The 19,695-nt window shown below is 52.9% G+C and carries 12 protein-coding genes; 8 read left to right on the plus strand and 4 right to left on the minus strand.

Features of this window, described 5'->3' with window-relative positions; genetic code table 11:
• The first annotated feature begins 7 nt into the window (after window positions 1-7).
• From CJP46_RS03435 to CJP46_RS03445, 3 genes are all read left to right on the plus strand, one after another.
• Window positions 8-2,719: a beta-N-acetylhexosaminidase family protein gene (locus tag CJP46_RS03435; RefSeq protein WP_094594190.1), complete on the plus strand. Its 2,712-nt coding sequence runs from the start codon at window positions 8-10 to the stop codon at window positions 2,717-2,719.
• 38 nt (window positions 2,720-2,757) lie between these two features.
• Window positions 2,758-3,831 (plus strand): Gfo/Idh/MocA family protein, encoded by a 1,074-nt coding sequence (locus CJP46_RS03440; RefSeq protein WP_218831021.1) that lies wholly within the window; start codon window positions 2,758-2,760, stop codon window positions 3,829-3,831.
• Between the two features lie 330 nt (window positions 3,832-4,161).
• A complete protein-coding gene (locus CJP46_RS03445; protein ID WP_094594191.1) occupies window positions 4,162-4,590 on the plus strand; it encodes an SRPBCC family protein in 429 nt (142 codons plus the stop codon).
• A gap of 278 nt (window positions 4,591-4,868) precedes the next feature.
• On the opposite strand, the gene glpK is transcribed toward CJP46_RS03445, so the two are convergent.
• The 4 genes from glpK to CJP46_RS03465 are packed head-to-tail and all read right to left on the minus strand — an operon-like array spanning window position 4,869 to window position 9,666.
• Entirely contained in the window at window positions 4,869-6,395 is a 1,527-nt protein-coding gene (glpK, locus tag CJP46_RS03450; protein ID WP_373557952.1) for a glycerol kinase GlpK, read from the minus strand.
• The gene (locus CJP46_RS03455; RefSeq protein WP_094594192.1) at window positions 6,392-7,342 is read right to left on the minus strand and encodes a transketolase family protein; all 951 of its coding nucleotides are present in this window, start codon (window positions 7,340-7,342) and stop codon (window positions 6,392-6,394) included. The genes glpK and CJP46_RS03455 overlap by 4 nt, the downstream gene beginning before the upstream one ends.
• 1 nt (window position 7,343) lies before the next feature.
• A complete protein-coding gene (locus tag CJP46_RS03460) occupies window positions 7,344-8,189 on the minus strand; it encodes a transketolase (protein ID WP_094594193.1) in 846 nt (281 codons plus the stop codon).
• Window positions 8,190-8,202: 13 nt separating this feature from the next.
• A complete protein-coding gene (locus CJP46_RS03465) occupies window positions 8,203-9,666 on the minus strand; it encodes an L-fucose/L-arabinose isomerase family protein (protein WP_094594194.1) in 1,464 nt (487 codons plus the stop codon).
• A 277-nt stretch (window positions 9,667-9,943) separates the two neighbouring features.
• Here CJP46_RS03465 and CJP46_RS03470 point away from each other — a divergent pair, with 277 nt between their 5' ends.
• The 5 genes from CJP46_RS03470 to CJP46_RS03490 all read left to right on the plus strand — a co-directional run bounded on the left by CJP46_RS03470 (window position 9,944) and on the right by CJP46_RS03490 (window position 19,672).
• A complete protein-coding gene (locus tag CJP46_RS03470; RefSeq protein ID WP_094594195.1) occupies window positions 9,944-11,041 on the plus strand; it encodes a LacI family DNA-binding transcriptional regulator in 1,098 nt (365 codons plus the stop codon).
• Between the two features lie 84 nt (window positions 11,042-11,125).
• Window positions 11,126-14,281: a glycoside hydrolase family 2 TIM barrel-domain containing protein gene (locus tag CJP46_RS03475; RefSeq protein ID WP_179281015.1), complete on the plus strand. Its 3,156-nt coding sequence runs from the start codon at window positions 11,126-11,128 to the stop codon at window positions 14,279-14,281.
• 51 nt (window positions 14,282-14,332) lie between these two features.
• A complete protein-coding gene (locus CJP46_RS03480; RefSeq protein WP_094594197.1) occupies window positions 14,333-17,014 on the plus strand; it encodes a family 78 glycoside hydrolase catalytic domain in 2,682 nt (893 codons plus the stop codon).
• A 165-nt stretch (window positions 17,015-17,179) separates the two neighbouring features.
• A complete protein-coding gene (locus tag CJP46_RS03485; protein ID WP_094594198.1) occupies window positions 17,180-18,904 on the plus strand; it encodes a hypothetical protein in 1,725 nt (574 codons plus the stop codon).
• A 105-nt stretch (window positions 18,905-19,009) separates the two neighbouring features.
• Window positions 19,010-19,672 carry an aspartate/glutamate racemase family protein gene (locus tag CJP46_RS03490; protein ID WP_094594199.1) on the plus strand — a complete coding sequence of 221 codons (663 nt, stop codon included), beginning with the start codon at window positions 19,010-19,012 and terminating at the stop codon, window positions 19,670-19,672.
• Window positions 19,673-19,695: the final 23 nt, after the last annotated feature.

Raw genomic sequence — 19,695 nt, forward strand, 5'->3', positions numbered from 1 at the left:
ACAAACAATGAACCCAAGCGTATGGCTGAGTATTCAACGTGATGCAACACCGCGGATGCAGCATGGATTAGAGCAGCTGATCAGCGCCCTGCAGGACTGTGGCTATGATACGAAAATGGCAGATGAGGAATGGACTGCGTTTTCTTATGCAAAGTCACCGGATTTAAAAATTTATGTCGGTCAACGCGAAGAGTCGGAATTGATCCGAACCTTGGAACAGCAAGAGGTGCTTATTTACCATTCGCAGGAACCGGGCAAGGAAGGCTTTTATTTAGCTACACTTCCGGGGAATTTGATCGTCGTATCCGGAGGAAATGACACGGGCGCCTTATACGGAGCGATGGAACTCGCAAGTAGGATCCGCTCGGCAGGGAAAGTTCCGAATCTGCTCGCGCATGGGGAGAACCCGGATTTTGTCTTGCGCGGACCCGTGCTTGGACTGCAGAAGACGGAGATCGAACCCCCCCGGCGTACATATGAGTATCCGATCACGCCCGGTCGGTTCCCTTGGTTTTATGATCAATCGATGTGGATCGACTATTTGGATATGCTGTGCCGGCAGCGCAGCAATGTCGTGTATATCTGGACGGGGCATCCTTTCGCATCCTTGGTCAAAGTAGAAGATTATCCCGAAGCGCTGGAAGTGACGGAAGAGGAGTATCAGCTCAATTTCGAGACGTTCAGCTGGTTGACGAAAGAGGCGGATAAACGCGGCATTTGGGTTGTGCTGAATTTCTACAACATTCATATCCCGCTGCCGTTTGCCGAGAAACACGGGCTCGAGCTTCACCAGCCGAAACCGCTGCCGATTACCGCAGACTATACCCGGAAATCGGTCGCGGCATTCGTTCGGACCTATCCAAGCGTCGGGCTTATGCTGTGTCTGGGCGAAGCGCTTCAAGGAAGCGTCTATGGTGCGGAATGGTTTACGGATACCATTCTTGCCGGCGTGAACGAAGGGCTCCGTGATCTGAACGTGAAGGATTATCCGCCCATCATCCTGCGTGCCCACGCGCTCAAGGCGGAACCGGTCATCGAAAAGGCGGCCCCGCTGTATCCGAATTTGTATACTGAAGCCAAATACAACGGCGAGTCGCTGACGACCTGGACGCCAAGGGGCGGTTGGGTGGAGACCCACCGGAACTTAAGCAGCATGCAGTCGGTGCATATCGTAAATATTCACATTCTGGCGAACCTGGAGCCCTTCCGTTACGGAGCGCCTGCTTTTATACAAAAGAGCATGCAGGCAGCGAAGCATCGGCAGAAGGCGAACGGTCTGCATGTGTATCCGTTGTTTTACTGGGATTGGCCTTATAGCGGAGACAAGGCGGAGCCTAGGCTGAAGCAGGCCGATCGCGATTGGATATGGTATGCTGCCTGGGCACGCTACGCATGGAATCCGGATAGGGACCCGGAAACGGAAACGTACTACTGGACCGAGCAGTTTGCCGCAAAGTTCGGATCGCGCGAAGCGGGCGCCCTGCTGCTTGAAGCATACGATGCTTTCGGGGAATGCGCGCCGCGGATTCTCCGCCGCTTCGGGATAACGGAGGGGAACAGGCAGACCTTATCGCTGGGCATGAAACTGAGTCAGCTGACGAATCCGGACCGGTACTCCCCTTACAGAGCGCTCTGGGAAGATCATGCGCCGCAAGGCGAGAGGCTGGAATTGTATGCCGCGAGAGAAGCTGCCGGAGAGCCGCACATCGGCGAGACGCCGATCGATGCCATCGAATCGGCCGAGATGTTTGCCGATCAGGCATGGGTCGCCGTTCAGCAGGCCGGCTCACACGTCACGAGCAATAGGGAAGAATACGAACGGATTGTCAATGATGTGGAAGCGATACGCTATTTGATGAAATTTTATGGAGCCAAAGTGCGCGCTGCCGTCAAGGTGCTTCGATACAAGCATAAGGTTAACGGCAGCTATCTGGATCATACGGACGTATTGGCGGAGGCTGTTCCCGATCTTCGCGAAAGCCTGGATTGGTACCGTAAGCTGACAGCGTTGACGGAACGCACCTACCTGTACGCAAACAGCATGCAAACCCCGCATCGCAAAATACCGATCCCTGACGGCAAGAAATACAAGCATTGGAAAGAATGCCTTCCTATTTATGAGGAGGAGCTTAGATGCTTTGAATCTAACGTGAAACAGCTGCAGTCCGGTAAACTGCCTGATCACGTTAGCCATGAGCAGAGGTTAGAGCCATACCGGCAGTCGGAGTTTCGGTTAATTACCGAAGGTGCAGAAGTTTTTGAGGTAACGAAGGACAGCAGTCTGTTCACGGATGGCGAAGTGTACATACAGAGCTGCGCGGAAGAGCTGGAAGGCATAAAGGGAATCCGGTTCAGCCGTAAGAATGCCGCAAACCGGGGCATGTCCTTAGAGTTCGAAACGGATACGCCGGTGCGCCTGCTTGTCGGCTACTTCAACTCATCCGATCCGCAGTGGCTTCAGGTACCGACTTTGGATGAGAATACGCATGCGGATGATCGCGGAGGGCTCTCGCCTATTTTGCGCAAAGGGATCAAGACTTCGTTCTACCCAAGCATTAACGTCCACGCGTTTTTGTATGAGCCCGGGCGGCATACGCTGAATCTTGGCAAGGGCGCCTATGCCGTGCTCGGCGTCATTGCCGGCGACCAGCAGATGAAGGAGCGGGACGTAGCACCGTTCAGTGAAAGCTCCCGCTCGTTGGATTGGCTGTATAGCTGAGGGAAAGCCAGTTACACCGGAATGGAGTTGAACTGTATATGAAAAAGGATATGTATCGGCTGGGCGTCATCGGCTTAGGAGAAGGAAGAAGCATCCTTTCGGCGGCACAGGCAAGTGAACGCTGGGAGATCGTCAATATGTGCGATATCAATGAAGACATCTGCAAGGAAAGAGCGCGCGAATTCGGGTTAACCCGTTACACGCTTCAATATGATGAGTTGCTGCATGATCCCAACATTGACGTGATTGCTATTTATACGCCGGATCAATGGCATGGGAGACATATCAAGCAAGCGTTCGAGGCAGGCAAGCATGTCATCGTCACGAAGCCGATGCTGAATTCGCTAGAAGGCGTTCATGAGGTGCTCGAAGCATCGGAAGCATCCGGCAAGCATCTGTTCGTCGGACAAAGCAGCCGCTTCTTTGAGCCGATGATTCATCAGCGGAAGGATTATATTGCCGGGCGGCATGGCGATCTGGAAGCCGTCGAAGCGTATTACATTTCGGATGCCCGATGGTTTCTGGAACGCAGCTGGAGCAAGCAATCCGGCTTCAGCTGGATGTACAATTTTATGATACATGCCGTTGATCTGGCTGCCTGGTATTTGCCGAACATCGAGGAAGTATTCGGATACGGGCGTTCGAGCAGCACCAACGGCGAGCATGGTCTTTCTGTACCCGATACGATGAGATTCCTGATGAGAGACCGTGAAGGACGCATCGCTCAAGTGAGCGGCTCCTATACGACCCCTGCGCTCCGCGGCGTCGATCCGGGAATCAGCTGTACGCTGCGCGGAACAAACGGTACGAGCCGCGCAGTGTACTCCAAGCTGGAATACTACACCCACTTCCATAAAGAGAAGACCGCTGTTCACTCCTTTGAGGAAAAACGGCCGTATTACTTCCGCTTCGAAGGGGATAGCCATCATGCCGGCGAGTACCAGAACTACATCGAATATTTTGCCGACTGCCTTGATCAAGGAGAGATCCCGAAACCGGACCTTCGGGAAGGCATCCGAACGCTGGCGGTCATGGCCGCGATGGAGCGCAGCATGGAGACGGGCCAGCCGGTTCGCGTTGAGGATATCCTGCGGGAGCATTCACTCGCTTGACGATGAGGGGTAACAAAAACCCGGGAGGCGATCACTTGATTCCAAGTGGCTGCTTCCCGGGTTTTTTTATGAGGAATACCGATATAGCAATCCAAAAGAATCTATTACATTCACTACATGTTATCATAAGCATGAAACATAAATTATTGCAGACAGGAATCAATTTCATAATACCATTAGCAGCTTTAATCAAGACGATATATAGATCAAAACGGTTTTATTTGTCTATATGTCGTTTCGTTATCGCATGTTTAATCCATTATGAAATTGATTCGACAGGTAAATATCAACACCTAATTACAGTACCAAAGGTATAGAAAGGGGTAAGGCATGGCAAATATCGAGCATTTGCAAACCGTACATGTTCCAGCGTCGAAGGTGTATGAAGCTTTAACCACCACTGAGGGACTGTCGGAAATATGGACCAATGAACTCATTATCAATAATCAAATTGGCTTTATTAATGAATTTCGATTCGGTAGCAATGACATAACTAAGATGAGAATAGAGGAATTGATCACTAATAAAAAAGTCATATGGGAGTGTATAGATTCAGATCCAGAGTGGATTGGTACGATTATTTCCTTTGATATTGAAGAAAAGAACGGGAAGTCTTTGATTACTTTGCGTCAAATGAACTGGAGAGAAGTAACGCCATTTTTTCGTTCTTGTAACTACAACTGGGCTATTTTCCTTTATAGCCTCAAATCCTACTGTGAAGAGGGGGAGGGTCTCCCCTATCATAAACGTAAGTTTTAATGATCAGCATCTCATTATTGAATACTATTCATCTGGAGTTCTTCCTCTATCTCGGTGTTTTGTTGCGCACTTCGAGATTTGGGGAGGTACTCCTTTTTTCATGCTCTAAAAACTTAGGCGCAGTAAAGGCCTTAGAATGATGAAATTGATTCTACCGTTTATGATTTCCTGCTATCCTTGAACCCATCACAATACCAAGCCAGGGGTGACGAAAATGAACAAAGACCCCGAATAAACGGAGTCTGAGGCATCCAGTTCAGGGATATGGTTAAAAACCGTCATGATTCGGCGTGAATCCTGGTTTTCTTGTTTGCATCGATGATCGTGTGGACAGCGCTTTTCCAGCCTGCATATAATTGGCGCCTAGTGGCTTCATCCATTTGAGGCGTGAAGGTTTCGTGTAAATTGGAGCTTTGCGCCAAATCGTCAAGGCTGGACCAGAAGCCTACGCATAGTCCGCCTAGGTATACCGAACCCATGGCTGATAATTCGGCGCATGCCGAGCGGCTCACGGGCCCGTTCAGCAGATTGCTCTGGAATTGCATGAGCCAATCGTTCGCCGATGCGCCGCCATCCGCCCGGAGCTCCCGAAGGGAGACACCGGACTTTTCTTCCAGGCTCGCCACGGAATCTTGGACCTGGTAGGCTATGCTCTCCAGTGCCGCACGAATAATATGCCCGCGTCCCGTTGAGCGGCTCATCCCGAGAATGGCCGCCCGGGCGTAAGGATCCCAATAAGGAGCGCCCAATCCGACGAATGCGGGAACTAAATACACACCTTCCGTCGAAGGGACACTGTCCAGAAGCTCTTGCATTTCTTCATAAGTGGAGTACAATCCCAAATTGTCGCGAATCCACTTCATGCTGTCTCCTGTCGTACGCAGGACCGATTCCAGTGCATAGGTTATCGTGCCTCCGGCTCCCCAGGCGATGGTTGTGACAAGCCCTTCTTCACAGGGGAGAGATCGTTCTCCTACATTCATCATCACCGATGTTCCTGTACCGTAGGTCGCTTTGGCCATGCCGGGCTCGTGGCAGAACTGTCCGAATAAAGCCCCTTGGGAGTCGCCAATAACGCCTGAAATCGGAATTTCTTCGCCAAATAATAAAGGTTCCCTCGTAAACCCGAAGAGGGTATCCGATGGCTTGACAGCCGGCAGCAGGGAAGGGGGGACCTGAAATAGGGAACACAGCTCTTCATCCCACTGCAGGGTATGAATATTGAAGAGGGAAGTTCGGCTTGCATTCGTATAGTCCGTCGCGTGAACGGAGCCCCCCGTCAACTTCCAGACCAGCCAGCTGTCGATGGTCCCGGCGAGCAGGCGGCCTTCGGCTGTAAGCGTACGGGCTCCGTCTACATGATCCAGAATCCACTGCAGCTTCGTGGCCGAGAAATACGGGTCCAACATCAAACCGGTTTTGTTTGCAACGGTTTGCTCATATCCGTCTTCATGCAATTTCATGCATACATCGGCGGTTCGTTGACACTGCCAGACGATGGCGGGATAAATGGGAAGGCCAGTGGTTTTGTCCCAGATCATTGCGGTCTCGCGCTGATTGGTCAGTGTCAGCGCAGCTAAATCTGCCGGTTCAATGCCGGCCGCTTCGACACAGGAGCGGGCCGCGGAGATGACATTGTCATAGATTTCAAGCGGATCATGCTCAACCCAACCCGGTTTCGGGTAGTACTGCTTATGCTCTTTCATGCTGCGCGCAACGGTGTTTCCTTGACGGTCGACGATGAGCGCTTTTGTCCCCGAAGTGCTCTGATCGATGGCCAGAATGTATTGTTGTTCAAGCATCATGTTCTCGCCCTTTGCTTGTTCATGAGCTGATGAGCCAACTGTTGGATGTGTGCGGCACTAATTCCGTAATGGCGGAATACTTCCGCTGTTTTCCCTGCAATAGCGGGCTCGTCGGGGATGCCTACAATGTTCACCGGAACGGGGTAATGCTGCACGACGACTTCTGCGACGGCTGCGCCCAGGCCACCGTAAATGCTGTGTTCTTCGACCGTGATGATGCGTCCGGTTTCCCGGGCCGCTTTCACGATCGATTCTTCATCCAGAGGCTTGATCGTGTGCATGTTCAGAACCCGGGCCGAAACGCCGTCTTCGGCGAGGCGGTCTGCAGCATCCAAGGCGACGCGAACGGTCTCGCCGGCCCCAATGATCGTCACATCCGTCCCCTCCCGCATCGTAACGGCTTTACCGATCTCAAAGGGATAATCATAGGATGGATATACATCTTCAACCGGGTTCCTGCCAATGCGGACATAAACCCCGCCTTCATATTGGACGAGCGCTTCGGTCATTTTCTTCGTCTCGTGCCGGTCAGCCGGCATCATGACGGCGAGTCCCGGTATGGCCCTGGCAACCGCGAGATCCTGCACGGAGTGATGTGACATGCCGAGCGCCCCGTAGCTTACGCCGCCGCTAATCCCAATGAGCTTTACGTTCGTATTGGAGTAAGCGACGTCGACTTTAATCTGTTCGATGCTGCGCATGCTTAAGAAACAGGCGGGGGAAGTGACGAAAGGCTTTTTCCCGCTGTGGGCAAGCCCTGCCGACATGCCTACGATATTCTGCTCCGCAATGCCCACCTCGACGAATTGCTCGGGATAGGCGTTAGCGAAGGGGGCCATCGCCGCGGATCCGCGCGAATCGCTCGCCAGCACCATGATGTCCCGGTCTGTTTTGGCCAGTTCCAACAGCGTCTCGCAAATGACCTGACGGTTTGGAATCGAATTCATGCTAGATCACCTGTCCTTCACGTGAAAGTTCCGCGATGTGGGCTTCCAACTCGGCGAGCGCGAGCTTCAGCTGCTCGTCATCGGGGACATGATGGTGCCAAGCAGGGACGTTCTCGGCAAAGGAAACCCCCTTGCCCTTGACGGTGTTCGCAATGACCAGCGTCGGCTTCCCTACGGTGAGTGGAGCGGCGCGAAACGCTTCAACCAATGCGTCCATGTCGTTTCCGTCGATGGAGACGACATGCCAGCCGAATGCCCGCCATTTCTCATCGAGCGGGTCCAGTCCCATCACTTCCTCGGTGGTGCCGCTGATCTGGAGGCGATTGCGATCGACGATCCCGATCAAGTTATCCAGCTTATAATGCGCGCCGGCCATCGCGGCTTCCCAGTTGGAGCCCTCCGCCTGCTCGCCGTCGCCCATAAGACAGAAAACGCGGTACGGCAGACCGTCGCGTTTGGCTGCCAGCGCCATGCCTGCGGAGATCGGCAGGCCATGGCCGAGCGCGCCGGTGTTCATCTCGATTCCCGGCACCTTGTTGTTGGGATGCCCAATGAGACGTGTACCGAACTGGCTGTACGTTTTCAGTTCTTCTTTCGGAAAAAAGCCTTTGTCCGCAAGAATGCACCATAGCGATTCAACGGAATGTCCTTTGCTCGCGATAAAACGATCCCGCAGCCCCCATTTCGGATTCGCCGGATCAACGTTCATGACGTCGTAGTATAATGCCGTTAAAATGTCGGTATTACTGAGCGATCCGCCAGTATGTCCGGTTTTGGCACGGTGAATGATGGTGAGGAGCTCCATGCGAATCTGGGCCGCCTTGATCTTTAACGCTCTCGTGTCCATGAACGAATCCTCCTTATGAGTGGGTGCTTGCGGACGGCTTGCGGGCTAAATCCGAGCCGCGCAGCCAGCTTTGAATTTCCTGCTCCGTCGGATCTACGGGATCTGCCGTAAGACCAGGGATATAATTGCAGGCTTCATAGATGGCAGGGATGACATTCGCATGGATCCCGACGGAATGATGCACGTACGGACCTTTCACGAGCTTTTCTTCCCACAGCGGCCAATCGTTTACCTCGACCCAAACGTAGGAGCCCCGCGTATATGGACCTTGAATTCCTTTTGCGCGGCCTAAAAAAATCGAATATTCTCCATGGTCTCCGTCAAATCGTGCGATGCTCATGCTGCCGCCGCGGATTTCGCCTTCATGGGTTCCGGGAGCATGGTCATCGAAGAGGAAGTGTTTACGCAGCCTTGGCTTTTGCTCTGCGCTTAACGAGACCGGGAAATTTCCGCAATGGAAAAGCAGCTCGCCGTTATCGTTCTCGGGGTGTCTGACTGTAATGTCGGCGAAGAACGTCGGATGCTCATTCATCGCGGCGGCCTGCACCATGATTGAGGTAATCGCCCCATGGATATCGGTCTCACACGTTACCGGAATCTGTTCGTCCGTCAGAATCGCATTGGCCAGACAAGGCATGATCGACATCGCTTCCTGCAATGAGGACCAGCATTGAATCGCAATGGCGCTGCTTCCGGTTTCTTGGGCGTAAGATTTCATGGCGACTTTGAGTGCGGCGATCCTGCGGATACCCGCTTCGGTTACTTCGCTGACATCGAGCTTTTCCTTGATATAATCGATCACTTCCAGCAATTCGCTGCTGCTGCTTGACTCGATTTTCTTCGTCCGCAATTGGATGTCGACGAGCGTAATCGGGTGGATTTCGATGCCGAAACGCTCCAGCAGCTCGCCTTCATTACAGATCATCGTCCAAAAGGAAGCGGGGCGGGGGCCGATTTGAAGAATGCGGAGGCGCTTAAACTGGCGCACAACATTCGCGGCCGCGATGAAGTTGGTAAATCCACGCTCGAATACGGGATCGTTTACCCAACTGTTGGTGACATAAGTAAATGGCACGCCGAAACGACGGAGCACCTTTCCGGTTGCAAAAATGCCGCATTGCGTATCGCGCAGGCGCATCCCGTCTTCCAGCGGCGCTTCGTCGCGGGGACCCCAGAGGAGAACGGGTTTGCCGAGCGCTTTGCCGACGCGCGCCACAGTATCTTCCGTACCGAAATTGCAGTGAGGGAAAAAGACGGCGTCGACCTCTTCCTCCTTAAAACGCTGTGTAATGAGATCGGCGTTGATATGATCGTCATACAGCAACCCTTCGGAATTCAATCCCTCTAAGTCGACGATATCGATATCCATGCCGAAGCTTTCAATTTGCTTCCGGATTTGCACCTTGTATTTAAAGGCGTCTTCTGCGCTGAAAGTAAACCGACGGGTAGGCGCATAACCAAGTTTTAATTTCTTCATTGCCGATTCTCCTTTATTAATAGTTTTTTCGTAGTTTAGTTGAATTCAATTTAGTTTAGTTAGTTTAGATCTTTATATATGTAAAATTAAACCGCTTACAGCCATAATAGCACCGGTTTTCTGACCGGTCAATCCATAATATGACATTATTTAGTTCTTTATAACTAAACAATAAATAAATTTAGTAATAATTTTAGTTAACTATTGAAGTGGAACTAAAATCGTAGTAAACTTCAATTAACTAAACAGATATCCAAGAAATGGAGAGCAACCTTGTATGAAGATGGAGGACATTGCCAGAATGGCCAATGTTTCCAAGGCGGCCGTTTCATTAGCTTTTAACGGAAAGCCTGGCATTGGACAAGAGACGCGCGACCGTATTCTGCAAATTGCTGCGGAAGCGGGATATACGCCGAAGATCAGAGCAGCAGGCTCCAGGAAAGAGGAAGAGGAGCAGGGAGATGAGACGAATTCCGGATCCGGTGCAGCGGGGCAAAGCGCTTCCTTCGTATTTCTCGTCGTGACGAATTCCGGCATCGTACTGGAGGAGTATTATCAGCAGCCCTTTTTCCAGGAGCTGATTCAATGCATTGAGGAGCGGTGCAGACAGAAGGGCTACCGGTTATTTTTCTCTAAAGTGGACATGGAATCTTTTGAAGAAGAGATTCATAAAGACGGAGGGGCCAGCCGCCATCAAGGCGTCATCGTGCTTGGCACGAATCTGTCCCGCAAGCAAATTCACTACATTCAGCAGCATTTTACGAACGTTGTGGTGCTGGATACATGCTATGAAGAAATGCCGGTTCAATTCGTTGGCATTAACAATATGATGGGCGCCTATCAAGCAGGTACCTTTTTGTGCGAATCAGGGCATACATCGATCGGCTATATCGCATCCAGCGTGAGAATTCATAATTTCGAAGAACGGGAGCGCGGTTTTCTCAGTGCGCTTGCCGAATATGATATTCAGGTTGCGCCTTCGCACCGTTTATCCGTCGCACCTACGATCTTGACTTCGCAGGAGGCGCTGAAGCAGCAGCTGTCAAGTATTCTTGAAAGCGGGAAATCGCTGCCTACCGCCTGGTTCTGCGAATGCGATTATATCGCCATCAGTGCGATCAAGACGATGTCGGAGCTCGGCATCCGGGTTCCGGAGGATACGGCGATCATTGGCTTCGACAACATTAAAGAATCGGTCATCGTTTCGCCGGAATTAACGACGATTCATGTAGATAAGGAGCGCATGGCTTTCCTTGCCGTGGATATGCTGTCCGATTGGATGGAACAGGAATTAAGCGTCAAAACGAAAATTAAAGTGGATACGACATTTGTAGAACGCAAATCTTGTATTGGCAGAGCTGCACAACTGACATAACAACGACCTCTAAGATGCCTTAGCTGAATGGAATGCAGGGCATCTTTCTCTTTACCCGAGCACAAGCTGAAAGAGGTGATTGGGATGACTGGGATCATGAAGGTGACGGATAGCAGGAACCCCGCCATATGGGAAGACTTATCCATACTTGAGCAGAACCGTGAACGCCCTCGATCGGATATGGCGTTGTTCGATTCAATTGACAGCGCTTTCAGTGGGGATCGGGCGGGCTCCTCCTACATCCAAATGTTAAACGGCATATGGGATTTCCACTATGCGGAATCGCCAATCGCAGTGCCGGAAGGCTTCCAGCAGCCGGGTTACGCCTTATCGGAGGACTGGCACCCTATACCGGTTCCATCAAACTGGCAGCTACATGGATATGGCCGGCCGCAGTACAGCAGCTGTCCATACCCGTTTCCCGTGGATCCGCCGCATGTGCCGAAGCTGAATCCGACGGGCTGTTATCGGACGGAGTTTCAGGTGCGGGACGATTGGAAGGAACGCGAAATTTATATTGTATTCGAGGGAGTCGATTCGGCTTTTGAACTTTGGGTCAATGGGCAGTCTGCCGGTTATAGCGAAGGAAGCCACTATACATCTGAATTTAACATTACCCATTTCCTAAAATTGGGCAGCAACGTGTTAGCGGTGCAAGTCTATCAATGGTCCAAGGGCAGTTATTTGGAAACACAGGATAAATGGCGTCTAAGCGGCATTTTTCGCGACGTGTATCTGATCGCGGAGTGCGCGGCAGGCGTCAGGGATGTAAGGATTCGCACGAATTTATCCGAGGATTATACGTCCGGTGAGCTGGAAATCGATATCGACCTGGTCAATCGCAGACGCAGGGCATCCGCTCCTTTCCAACTGGACATTTCGCTCTTCAATGCGCGTATGGAATGTATCCTGAAGCGGCAATACGACTCGGTGCTTCAGCCCGGTCCGCTGGAAGACGTTAAGGTGAACATGTTGGAAACTGTGCAGGCGCCCAGGCTTTGGACAGCGGAAGATCCGCAGCTGTACTCTCTCTTGATCACCGTACGGGATCAGGAAACATCTGCTGTGCAGGAGGTTCGAAGATTGGAGGTTGGCTTCCGGGATGTTCGGATTGCCGACGGGCGAATGCTCGTTAACGGCAAACCGATCGTCATTAAAGGGGTGAACCGTAACGAATTTCATACAGAACGCGGCGCAGTGATCACGATGGAAGACATGAAGCAAGATATCCTGCTCATGAAGCGGCATAATTTGAACACAGTGCGGCTCTCCCATTACCCGAATGATCGGCGCTGGCTGGAGTTGTGCGATCGCTATGGCATGTTCGTCATTGATGAGGCCGATTTGGAGACGCATGGATTTGCTTTAACCGGTGAGCGAGTGAACCAAGAGATTCCTGGGTTTGCGCGCGGTGCTGCAGAAAGCTGTTTATCCGACCATCCCGATTGGAGTCCTATGTACATTGATCGTGCAAAACGCATGGTTGAACGGAACAAAAATCATCCCTGCATTATTGTCTGGTCGCTCGGCAACGAATCGGGATACGGTCAGAATCACGATGCCATGGCAGCATGGATTCGTTCTGTGGATTCAACGCGGCCGATCCATTATGAGCGGGCTTACGATGCGGAAACGGTAGATATCGTGAGCACGATGTACCCATCAGTCGATATGCTGAAGCAAGAAGGCGAGAAGCAGGATGCCCGTCCGTATTTAATGATTGAATATGGTCATGCGATGGGGAATTCGGTCGGTAATCTTCGGGAGTACTGGAACATCATTGATGAGTATCCCCGTTTGCTTGGCGGGCTGATCTGGGAATGGAGAGATCTGGCGATATTGCAGAAAAATGAACAAGGCGACGCTTGGTATGCCTACGGCGGCGATTTTGGTGAAGAACCGCACAGCGGATCATTCTGCATCGATGGGCTGTTATTTCCCGACAATACGCCGAAAGCTTCGCTATTGGAATATAAAAAGGTGCTCGAGCCCGTGAGGGTCAGCTATAGCCACGATGGCGAAGCGCTGGTTATTGAAAATCGTTACGATTTTTTATCGCTGTCGCATCTGCTGGGGACGTGGAAAGTTTATCGCAGTGGAGAAGCAATACAGGCCGGAGAGCTTCCAGCGCTGGATACGCCGTCAGGTGAGCGCTCCGAGGTGAAGCTCCCATTCGACAAGCAAACATGGGCTATGGACGGCGAATATTGGCTTCATGTCAGCTTTACGCTGCGCCATGCGGCACCGTGGGCGGAGGCAGGCTATGAAATGGCTTGGGCAGACCTGCCGCTGCCGCTTGGCGTGCCGCGGGAACCACAAGTCATGCTTCCTGATGTGCTTGAGGCGGCAGCTTCCATAATGGAGCCTGTCCATCAGCTTACGGCGGAAGAGTCCCGCAAGGCCATTCATATTAGAGGCGATGATTGGAAGGCTGTTCTTGACAAGGCTACAGGAAAACTGACGACATGGGAATATCAGGGCATACCTCTGCTGGTGGAAGGACCGGTTATCAATCTATGGCGGGCACCGCTCGATAATGATATCCATTTGGCCAAGGCGTGGCGGGCGGCAGGATATGACCGCCTTCATACCGATGTTCGGGAATTGTCCTTCATGCCGGACGATGGGCGGGGCTGCACCGTGCAGGTCGAGCTCGTTATTGGCGCCAGAGGGGCCTTACCGTTATTCCGTTCGAACTTGACCCATCTTTTTACAAGCGGCGGCGCCCTGCAGCTGACCCAATCCATCGAACCGCTGCGCGAGCTGCCGCCGATGCCTAGATTGGGAATCCGGCTTGGCATTCCGCGCCGCTTCCACAACGTAACCTGGTTTGGCCGCGGTCCGCATGAATGCTATCCCGACCGCAAAGAAAGCGGGAAGCTGGGCATTCATGGCGGGCTCGTCGAAGAGCAGTTCGTTCCCTATATCAAGCCGCAGGAGAACGGAAACAAAGCGGATGTGCGCTGGGGCAGGTACAGCGATGATCAAGGCAGCGGGATGGTCATCACCAGTGCCGGGTTATTCCATATGAGTGCCCACTATTATTCGGTTGAGGAGCTGGCGCGCAAAAAACACGTTCATCAATTGTCACCCTTGGACCACATTGAGCTCAAACTGGATTCAGATCAGAGCGGCATCGGCAATCATAGCTGCGGCTATGCGCCGACGCTCACGAAATACTTGCTGCCGGCAGAGAAACAAGCTTTCTCATTTTTATTGCAACCCTTCAAAGCGCGCTGAATGACGCTCTGGCAAAGGTTGCGAAAGAAAACATAATTGGAGGAGAACACCATGTCAGTTGTCGTTACGGATTGCAGGACTGAATATTTGACAGAGCCGTTAGGCCTCGATGTACTGCAGCCGCGTTTATTTTGGAAGATCGCGTCGGATGAACGCCATGTGCACCAGAGCGCTTATCGAATACTGGTATCCGCCTCGAGGGATTCCCTTTCCCGCGATGTAGGCGAGATGTGGGACAGCGGCAGGCTCGAAAGCGATCAATCCACGCATATTACATACGAAGGAACAGCATTGGCATCGGACACGGATTACTTCTGGAAGGTATGCGTATGGACGGGCAAAGATTCAAGCCCGGTATGGAGCGAGCCGCAAAGGTGGAGTATGGGCATTCTATCCCGGACCGGCTGGAAGGCACAGTGGATTGGCCGCAAAGCTGATCCGGGCCTGGAGAAACAGCCGGCACCGTTATTTCGAAAAGAAATCCACGCTGCCGCTGACGTGAAACGCGCGATGGTTTATGTCACCGCGCTCGGTATCTATCAACTGCGGGTGAACGGCGAAATCGTCAGTCACTTATTCGCTCCGGGCTGGACCGACTACAATAAGCGCGTTCAAGTTCAAGCCTTTGACGTGACTTCCAAGCTGCACCAGGGAAGCAATGCGATTGGGGCCATTCTGGGAGAGGGATGGTATTCGGGTACCGTGGGTTTCCTGCATGACAAAGTTTACGGCGAGCGTCCATTCCTGTTTCTGCAACTGTCCGTTGAATATACCGACGGCACGAAAGAGCTGTTCGTGACGGATGGAAGCTGGAAAACGGCGGACGGCCCGATTCGATATTCTGATTTCATCAAGGGCGAGTTGTACGATGCGACGGCGGAACGGACGGAATGGGATGAAGCAGGTTATGATGATGCGGATTGGCAGCTTCCCGACATCAGGCCCGGTTATAACGGCTTGCTGACAGCGGCAATAGAACCGCCGATTCGCATTACGCGCACGCTAAAGCCGATCAGCGTTCGCAAGACCGAGACCGGCACCTATATTTATGATATGGGACAAAACATGGTTGGCTGGACAGAACTCACCGTGGCCGGTGAGCGGGGAACCAAAGTAACGCTCAGCCATGCGGAAATGCTGAATCCGGACGGTACGTTATACTTGGAAAACCTTCGTGAAGCAGTTCAGCAGGATCACTATATTCTGAATGGCGGAGGCGAGGAGCGATACGAGCCGCATTTCACCTTCCACGGCTTCCGCTATGTGGAACTGATCGGTTATCCGGGGGAACCGGACTTGGATACGATCATCGGCAAAGTCGTTCACTCCGATACGGCGGTAGCCGGCAGCTTGACGACATCGGATCCGATGGTGAATAAGCTCTACTCCAATATTACCTGGGGACAGCGAGGGAACTTTCTCTCCGTGCCGACGGATTGCCCTCAGCGCGATGAGCGCCTGGGCTGGACCGGCGATGCGCAGATTTTTGCGAGAGCAGCGACCTACAATATGGATGTATCCCGCTTTTTCGAAAAATTCATAGGGGATATGATCGATGCCCAGCAGCCTTCGGGAGCTTTTACGGATGTGGCACCGGACGCGGGATGGATACGGCACAAGATGTGGAATACCCGGCTCAACTGGTCTGCGCCTGACAATGCCGGCTGGGGGGATGCGGGCGTTATCATTCCGTGGACCGTGTACCTCATGTACGGTGACCGCCGGATTCTGGAAACGCATTACGACGCGATGGTGCGCTGGATAGAGTACCTGATATCGATGAGCGACCATTTCGTTCGCCCGGCTTACGCCAACTATGGGGACTGGTTATCGATCGACGCGGATACGCCGAAGGATGTGCTCGCCACCGCATATTTTGCTTACAGCGCCAAGGTTATGGGGCTGATATCCGAAACCCTTGGAAAAACGGATGACAAGCGGCGTTTCGATCAATGCTTTGCCGATATCTCCGCGGCTTTCCGTCAAGCGTTTGTCGATGAGCAGGGCCGGATTCATGGCGAGACCCAAACGGTCTATGTGCTCGCCCTTCAATTCGGATTGCTGACGCCCGAGCAGCAGCTGCAGGCCGCAGCGCATCTGGCGGAGGATATCCGGGCCCGCGGCAACCGCTTGTCTACAGGCTTCCTCGGCGTAGGATATCTTCTGCCGGCATTAACCGATCACGGTCATCTGGATCTGGCGTATACATTGCTGCTACAGGAAGAATTCCCGTCATGGATGTATTCCATCAAGCATGGAGCAACGACGATTTGGGAGCGATGGGATGGATGGACCGAGCACAACGGCTTCCAGACGCCGAGCATGAATTCGTTCAACCACTATTCCCTCGGTTCTGTCGGCGAGTGGATGTTCCGTTACATGGCAGGTCTGGAAGCGGATCCGGAGAAGCCGGGTTTCAAACATGCGGTCATTCAGCCGCATCCGGATGGCAGGGTCACGTCGGTGCAAGCAAGCTATGACAGTCTGTACGGCCGCCATGAAGTGCGTTGGGAGGTAACGGAGTCAGGAGGATTCCTGCTGCAGGTAACGGTTCCGGCGAATACGACCGCTACAGTGCATGTACCGGGACGGAATGTCGTTTCGGAGGCGTCGCTAACGCCATCGTATACGTCTGGCCGGCGGACGGCTTCTTTTCAGGTGGGATCGGGAACGTGGGCGTTTACATCGCAGCTGGCGCGCGAGCAGCGTGACGGAATCGTCATCATTGGCTGACATCAAGTAACGCTCACAAAACGAAGCCAACGCTTCCGAAGTGAGTTTTGTTCGAAGTGAATTCAGGAAGTAACGCTCACAAAACGAAGCCCATGCTTCCGAAGTGAGTTTTGTTCGAAGTCGGTTCAGGAAGTAACGCTCACAAAACTTGGAGGAGATGACGAAATGGAGAAGTGTGTAATTCCGGATACGTTAATGCTGGAGGATAGGGCGGCGCACGCGATCAATGCCATCATTGGCATGGCCGATCATGACTTTGGCCATATCCCGTTCTTTGCCGCGGACCTGATGGCAGAGCCCGCCAAAATGACCCATGGCGACTGGGACTACGGTTCATCTCACGGCCGTATGGTGGACGCTTTGGTGCTGGCACGGCATATGAGCGGTTCAGCGGAGGGCAAGGAGACCGAGGAGAAATACCGGAGCAATTTATTGTCTTTTTTCAAAGAAGACGGACTGAGCTACCGCCAATTGAATCCCGTTCATCGATGGGAGACGAACGCCAATTTGATCGATCAGCGTGCTGTTATTCTGGCGTTAACTTCTTGGTATATGGAAAGCGGCGATTTGAAAGTGAAGGAACATGCTGATCGTCATGTCGCGGCCTTGAAGAGAATTGCCATTAAGGAGCGGGACATTTGGTACTACCCGGCTTCGGAATACAAGGAAAGCGGCTGGCCGTCAGCCAATGCCGCGCAGCTTCGGTTGGCCCCGGATCCTGCTTCATTTAGCGGACGCCTGATTATGCCTCTGTTGAAATACCATGAAGTCACCGGCAACCAAGATGCCTTTGAGCTGTGCGAATTTTTCACGGCGCTGATTATGGAGCGCAGCGGAGTATTTCATGAGGACGGCAGCTTTAATACCTCGCTTGCTTATCGCAGCGGACATTTCCATACACGCATTGGCACGCTGGACGCGATCGCCCGTTTTGGCGTGTTTACAGGAAATGCGGCGATGATTGCCTGGGTGAAAAAAAGCTACGACTGGGCGCTGACGATCGGCACTTCTTTCGGCTGGACGCCGGGCGATATGCATGAACAAGCGTACGAGCATGAAACCTGCTCGCTCGTAGACCTGATCTCGACCGGCATTACGCTCGCGCAGAGCGGATACGCCGAGTACTGGGGGATTGTGGAGCGTTTTATCCGCAACCATTTGGCAGAATCGCAACTGCTGGATCTGGACTGGGTGAAGCAAAGCGATGACCGCTCGAAGGATGATCATGCGCGCGCAACGTATTACAAAGTGGCAGACCGCACCAGAGGTTCTTTTGCGGGCTATTCGGCACCGAATGATTTCGTGTGCGACGTCATCGAAGGCCGCGGGCACACCAATGATTTGCAAATTTGCTGTTTGGGCTCGGGGACGCGCGGCCTGTTTATGGGCTGGAGCAACACCATTACGGAGAAAAACGGCACGGTCAGCGTCAATTTCCTGCTGAACCGGGGCTCCAAATGGCTGGACGTTCACAGTTATCTTCCGCATGAAGGAAAGCTTGTGCTGAAAGTGCACCAGGATCTTCCCCGCTTACGGGTCCGCATTCCCGAATGGGCCGGGTTCACGAAGATACGATATCGCCGCGATCGTGAAGGTTCAGTCGTTGAAGGCCATGGCAAAGAACCCAGCCGCTGGGTAAACCGCTGCTTCTTGCAGCTGAATGAAGCTTTTGCTGGCGAGACGATCACCATCACTTTCCCGTTAAGCTTCCGCACAACGGTTGAAACGGCGGTGGGACAGCAATTCATAACGGAGTGGCGAGGCGATGATGTCATCCATATTACGCCTCAAGGGAAGAGCAAGCCGCTATATTCAACACGCAGCGTCTCTGATCAAGCACCGATGAGAGAAGGCAGCTTGAGGATTCCGGAAAAAGACTTCATATGGTAAATCTCCGGCGGAGCACCGTGGTGGTGCGGTTTGCGGATAAAAGAATGTTTTGAAGGTCCGTGAACTCATGGCGGGCTCATCTAAACTGCAAGGGAGTGTTGGCATATGACGAAAACGGTAGTGGCCGTATATACAGGCCAGGGACTTGCGGAGCCGCTAAAGGCTGTGTTCCAAGAACTGCTGCCGGACTGCCGCCTCGTTAACATTATTGACGACAGCTTGATCGGCGATGTCGTCAAGGCGGGGCAGGTACCGCCGGGCGTTGCGAAGCGCCTTGTGCAGTACTATCGCCATGGGGAGGAATTGGGCGCCGACGTTATTTTGAATACGTGTTCTTCCGTTGGCGAGGTGGCAGATGACGCGCGCGGTATGATCGGGATTCCGATCGTGAAGATCGATGATGGGATGGCCGAGAAGGCGGTCGAGAGCTTCCGTCGCATTGCGGTCGTTGCGACGCTGCCGACAACGCTGGCCCCGACCATGCGTTTGATTGCGAAGAAAGCCGAGGAAGCGGGCAAAGGGATCGAAGTCGTAAACGGGCTGGCCGAAGGGGCTTTTGATGCGCTTGTATCCGGCCGGCCGGAAGAGCATGACGAGATCCTGCTGCGTACGGCGCTTGACGTGGCCGGGCGGGCCGACGCCATCGTGTTGGCCCAAGGTTCTATGGCTCGAATGGAGCAAAGGCTGCGGGATGCAACGGGGAAAGTAGTATTTTCCTCCCCACGCTTTGGCGTGCAGCAGGTGAAGGAGCTGCTTGGGAAGCTGTGAGATGCATGACATGCGAAAACTTC

The organism is Paenibacillus sp. XY044 (assembly GCF_002257645.1).
Classification (GTDB): Bacteria; Bacillota; Bacilli; order Paenibacillales; family Paenibacillaceae; genus Paenibacillus_AQ.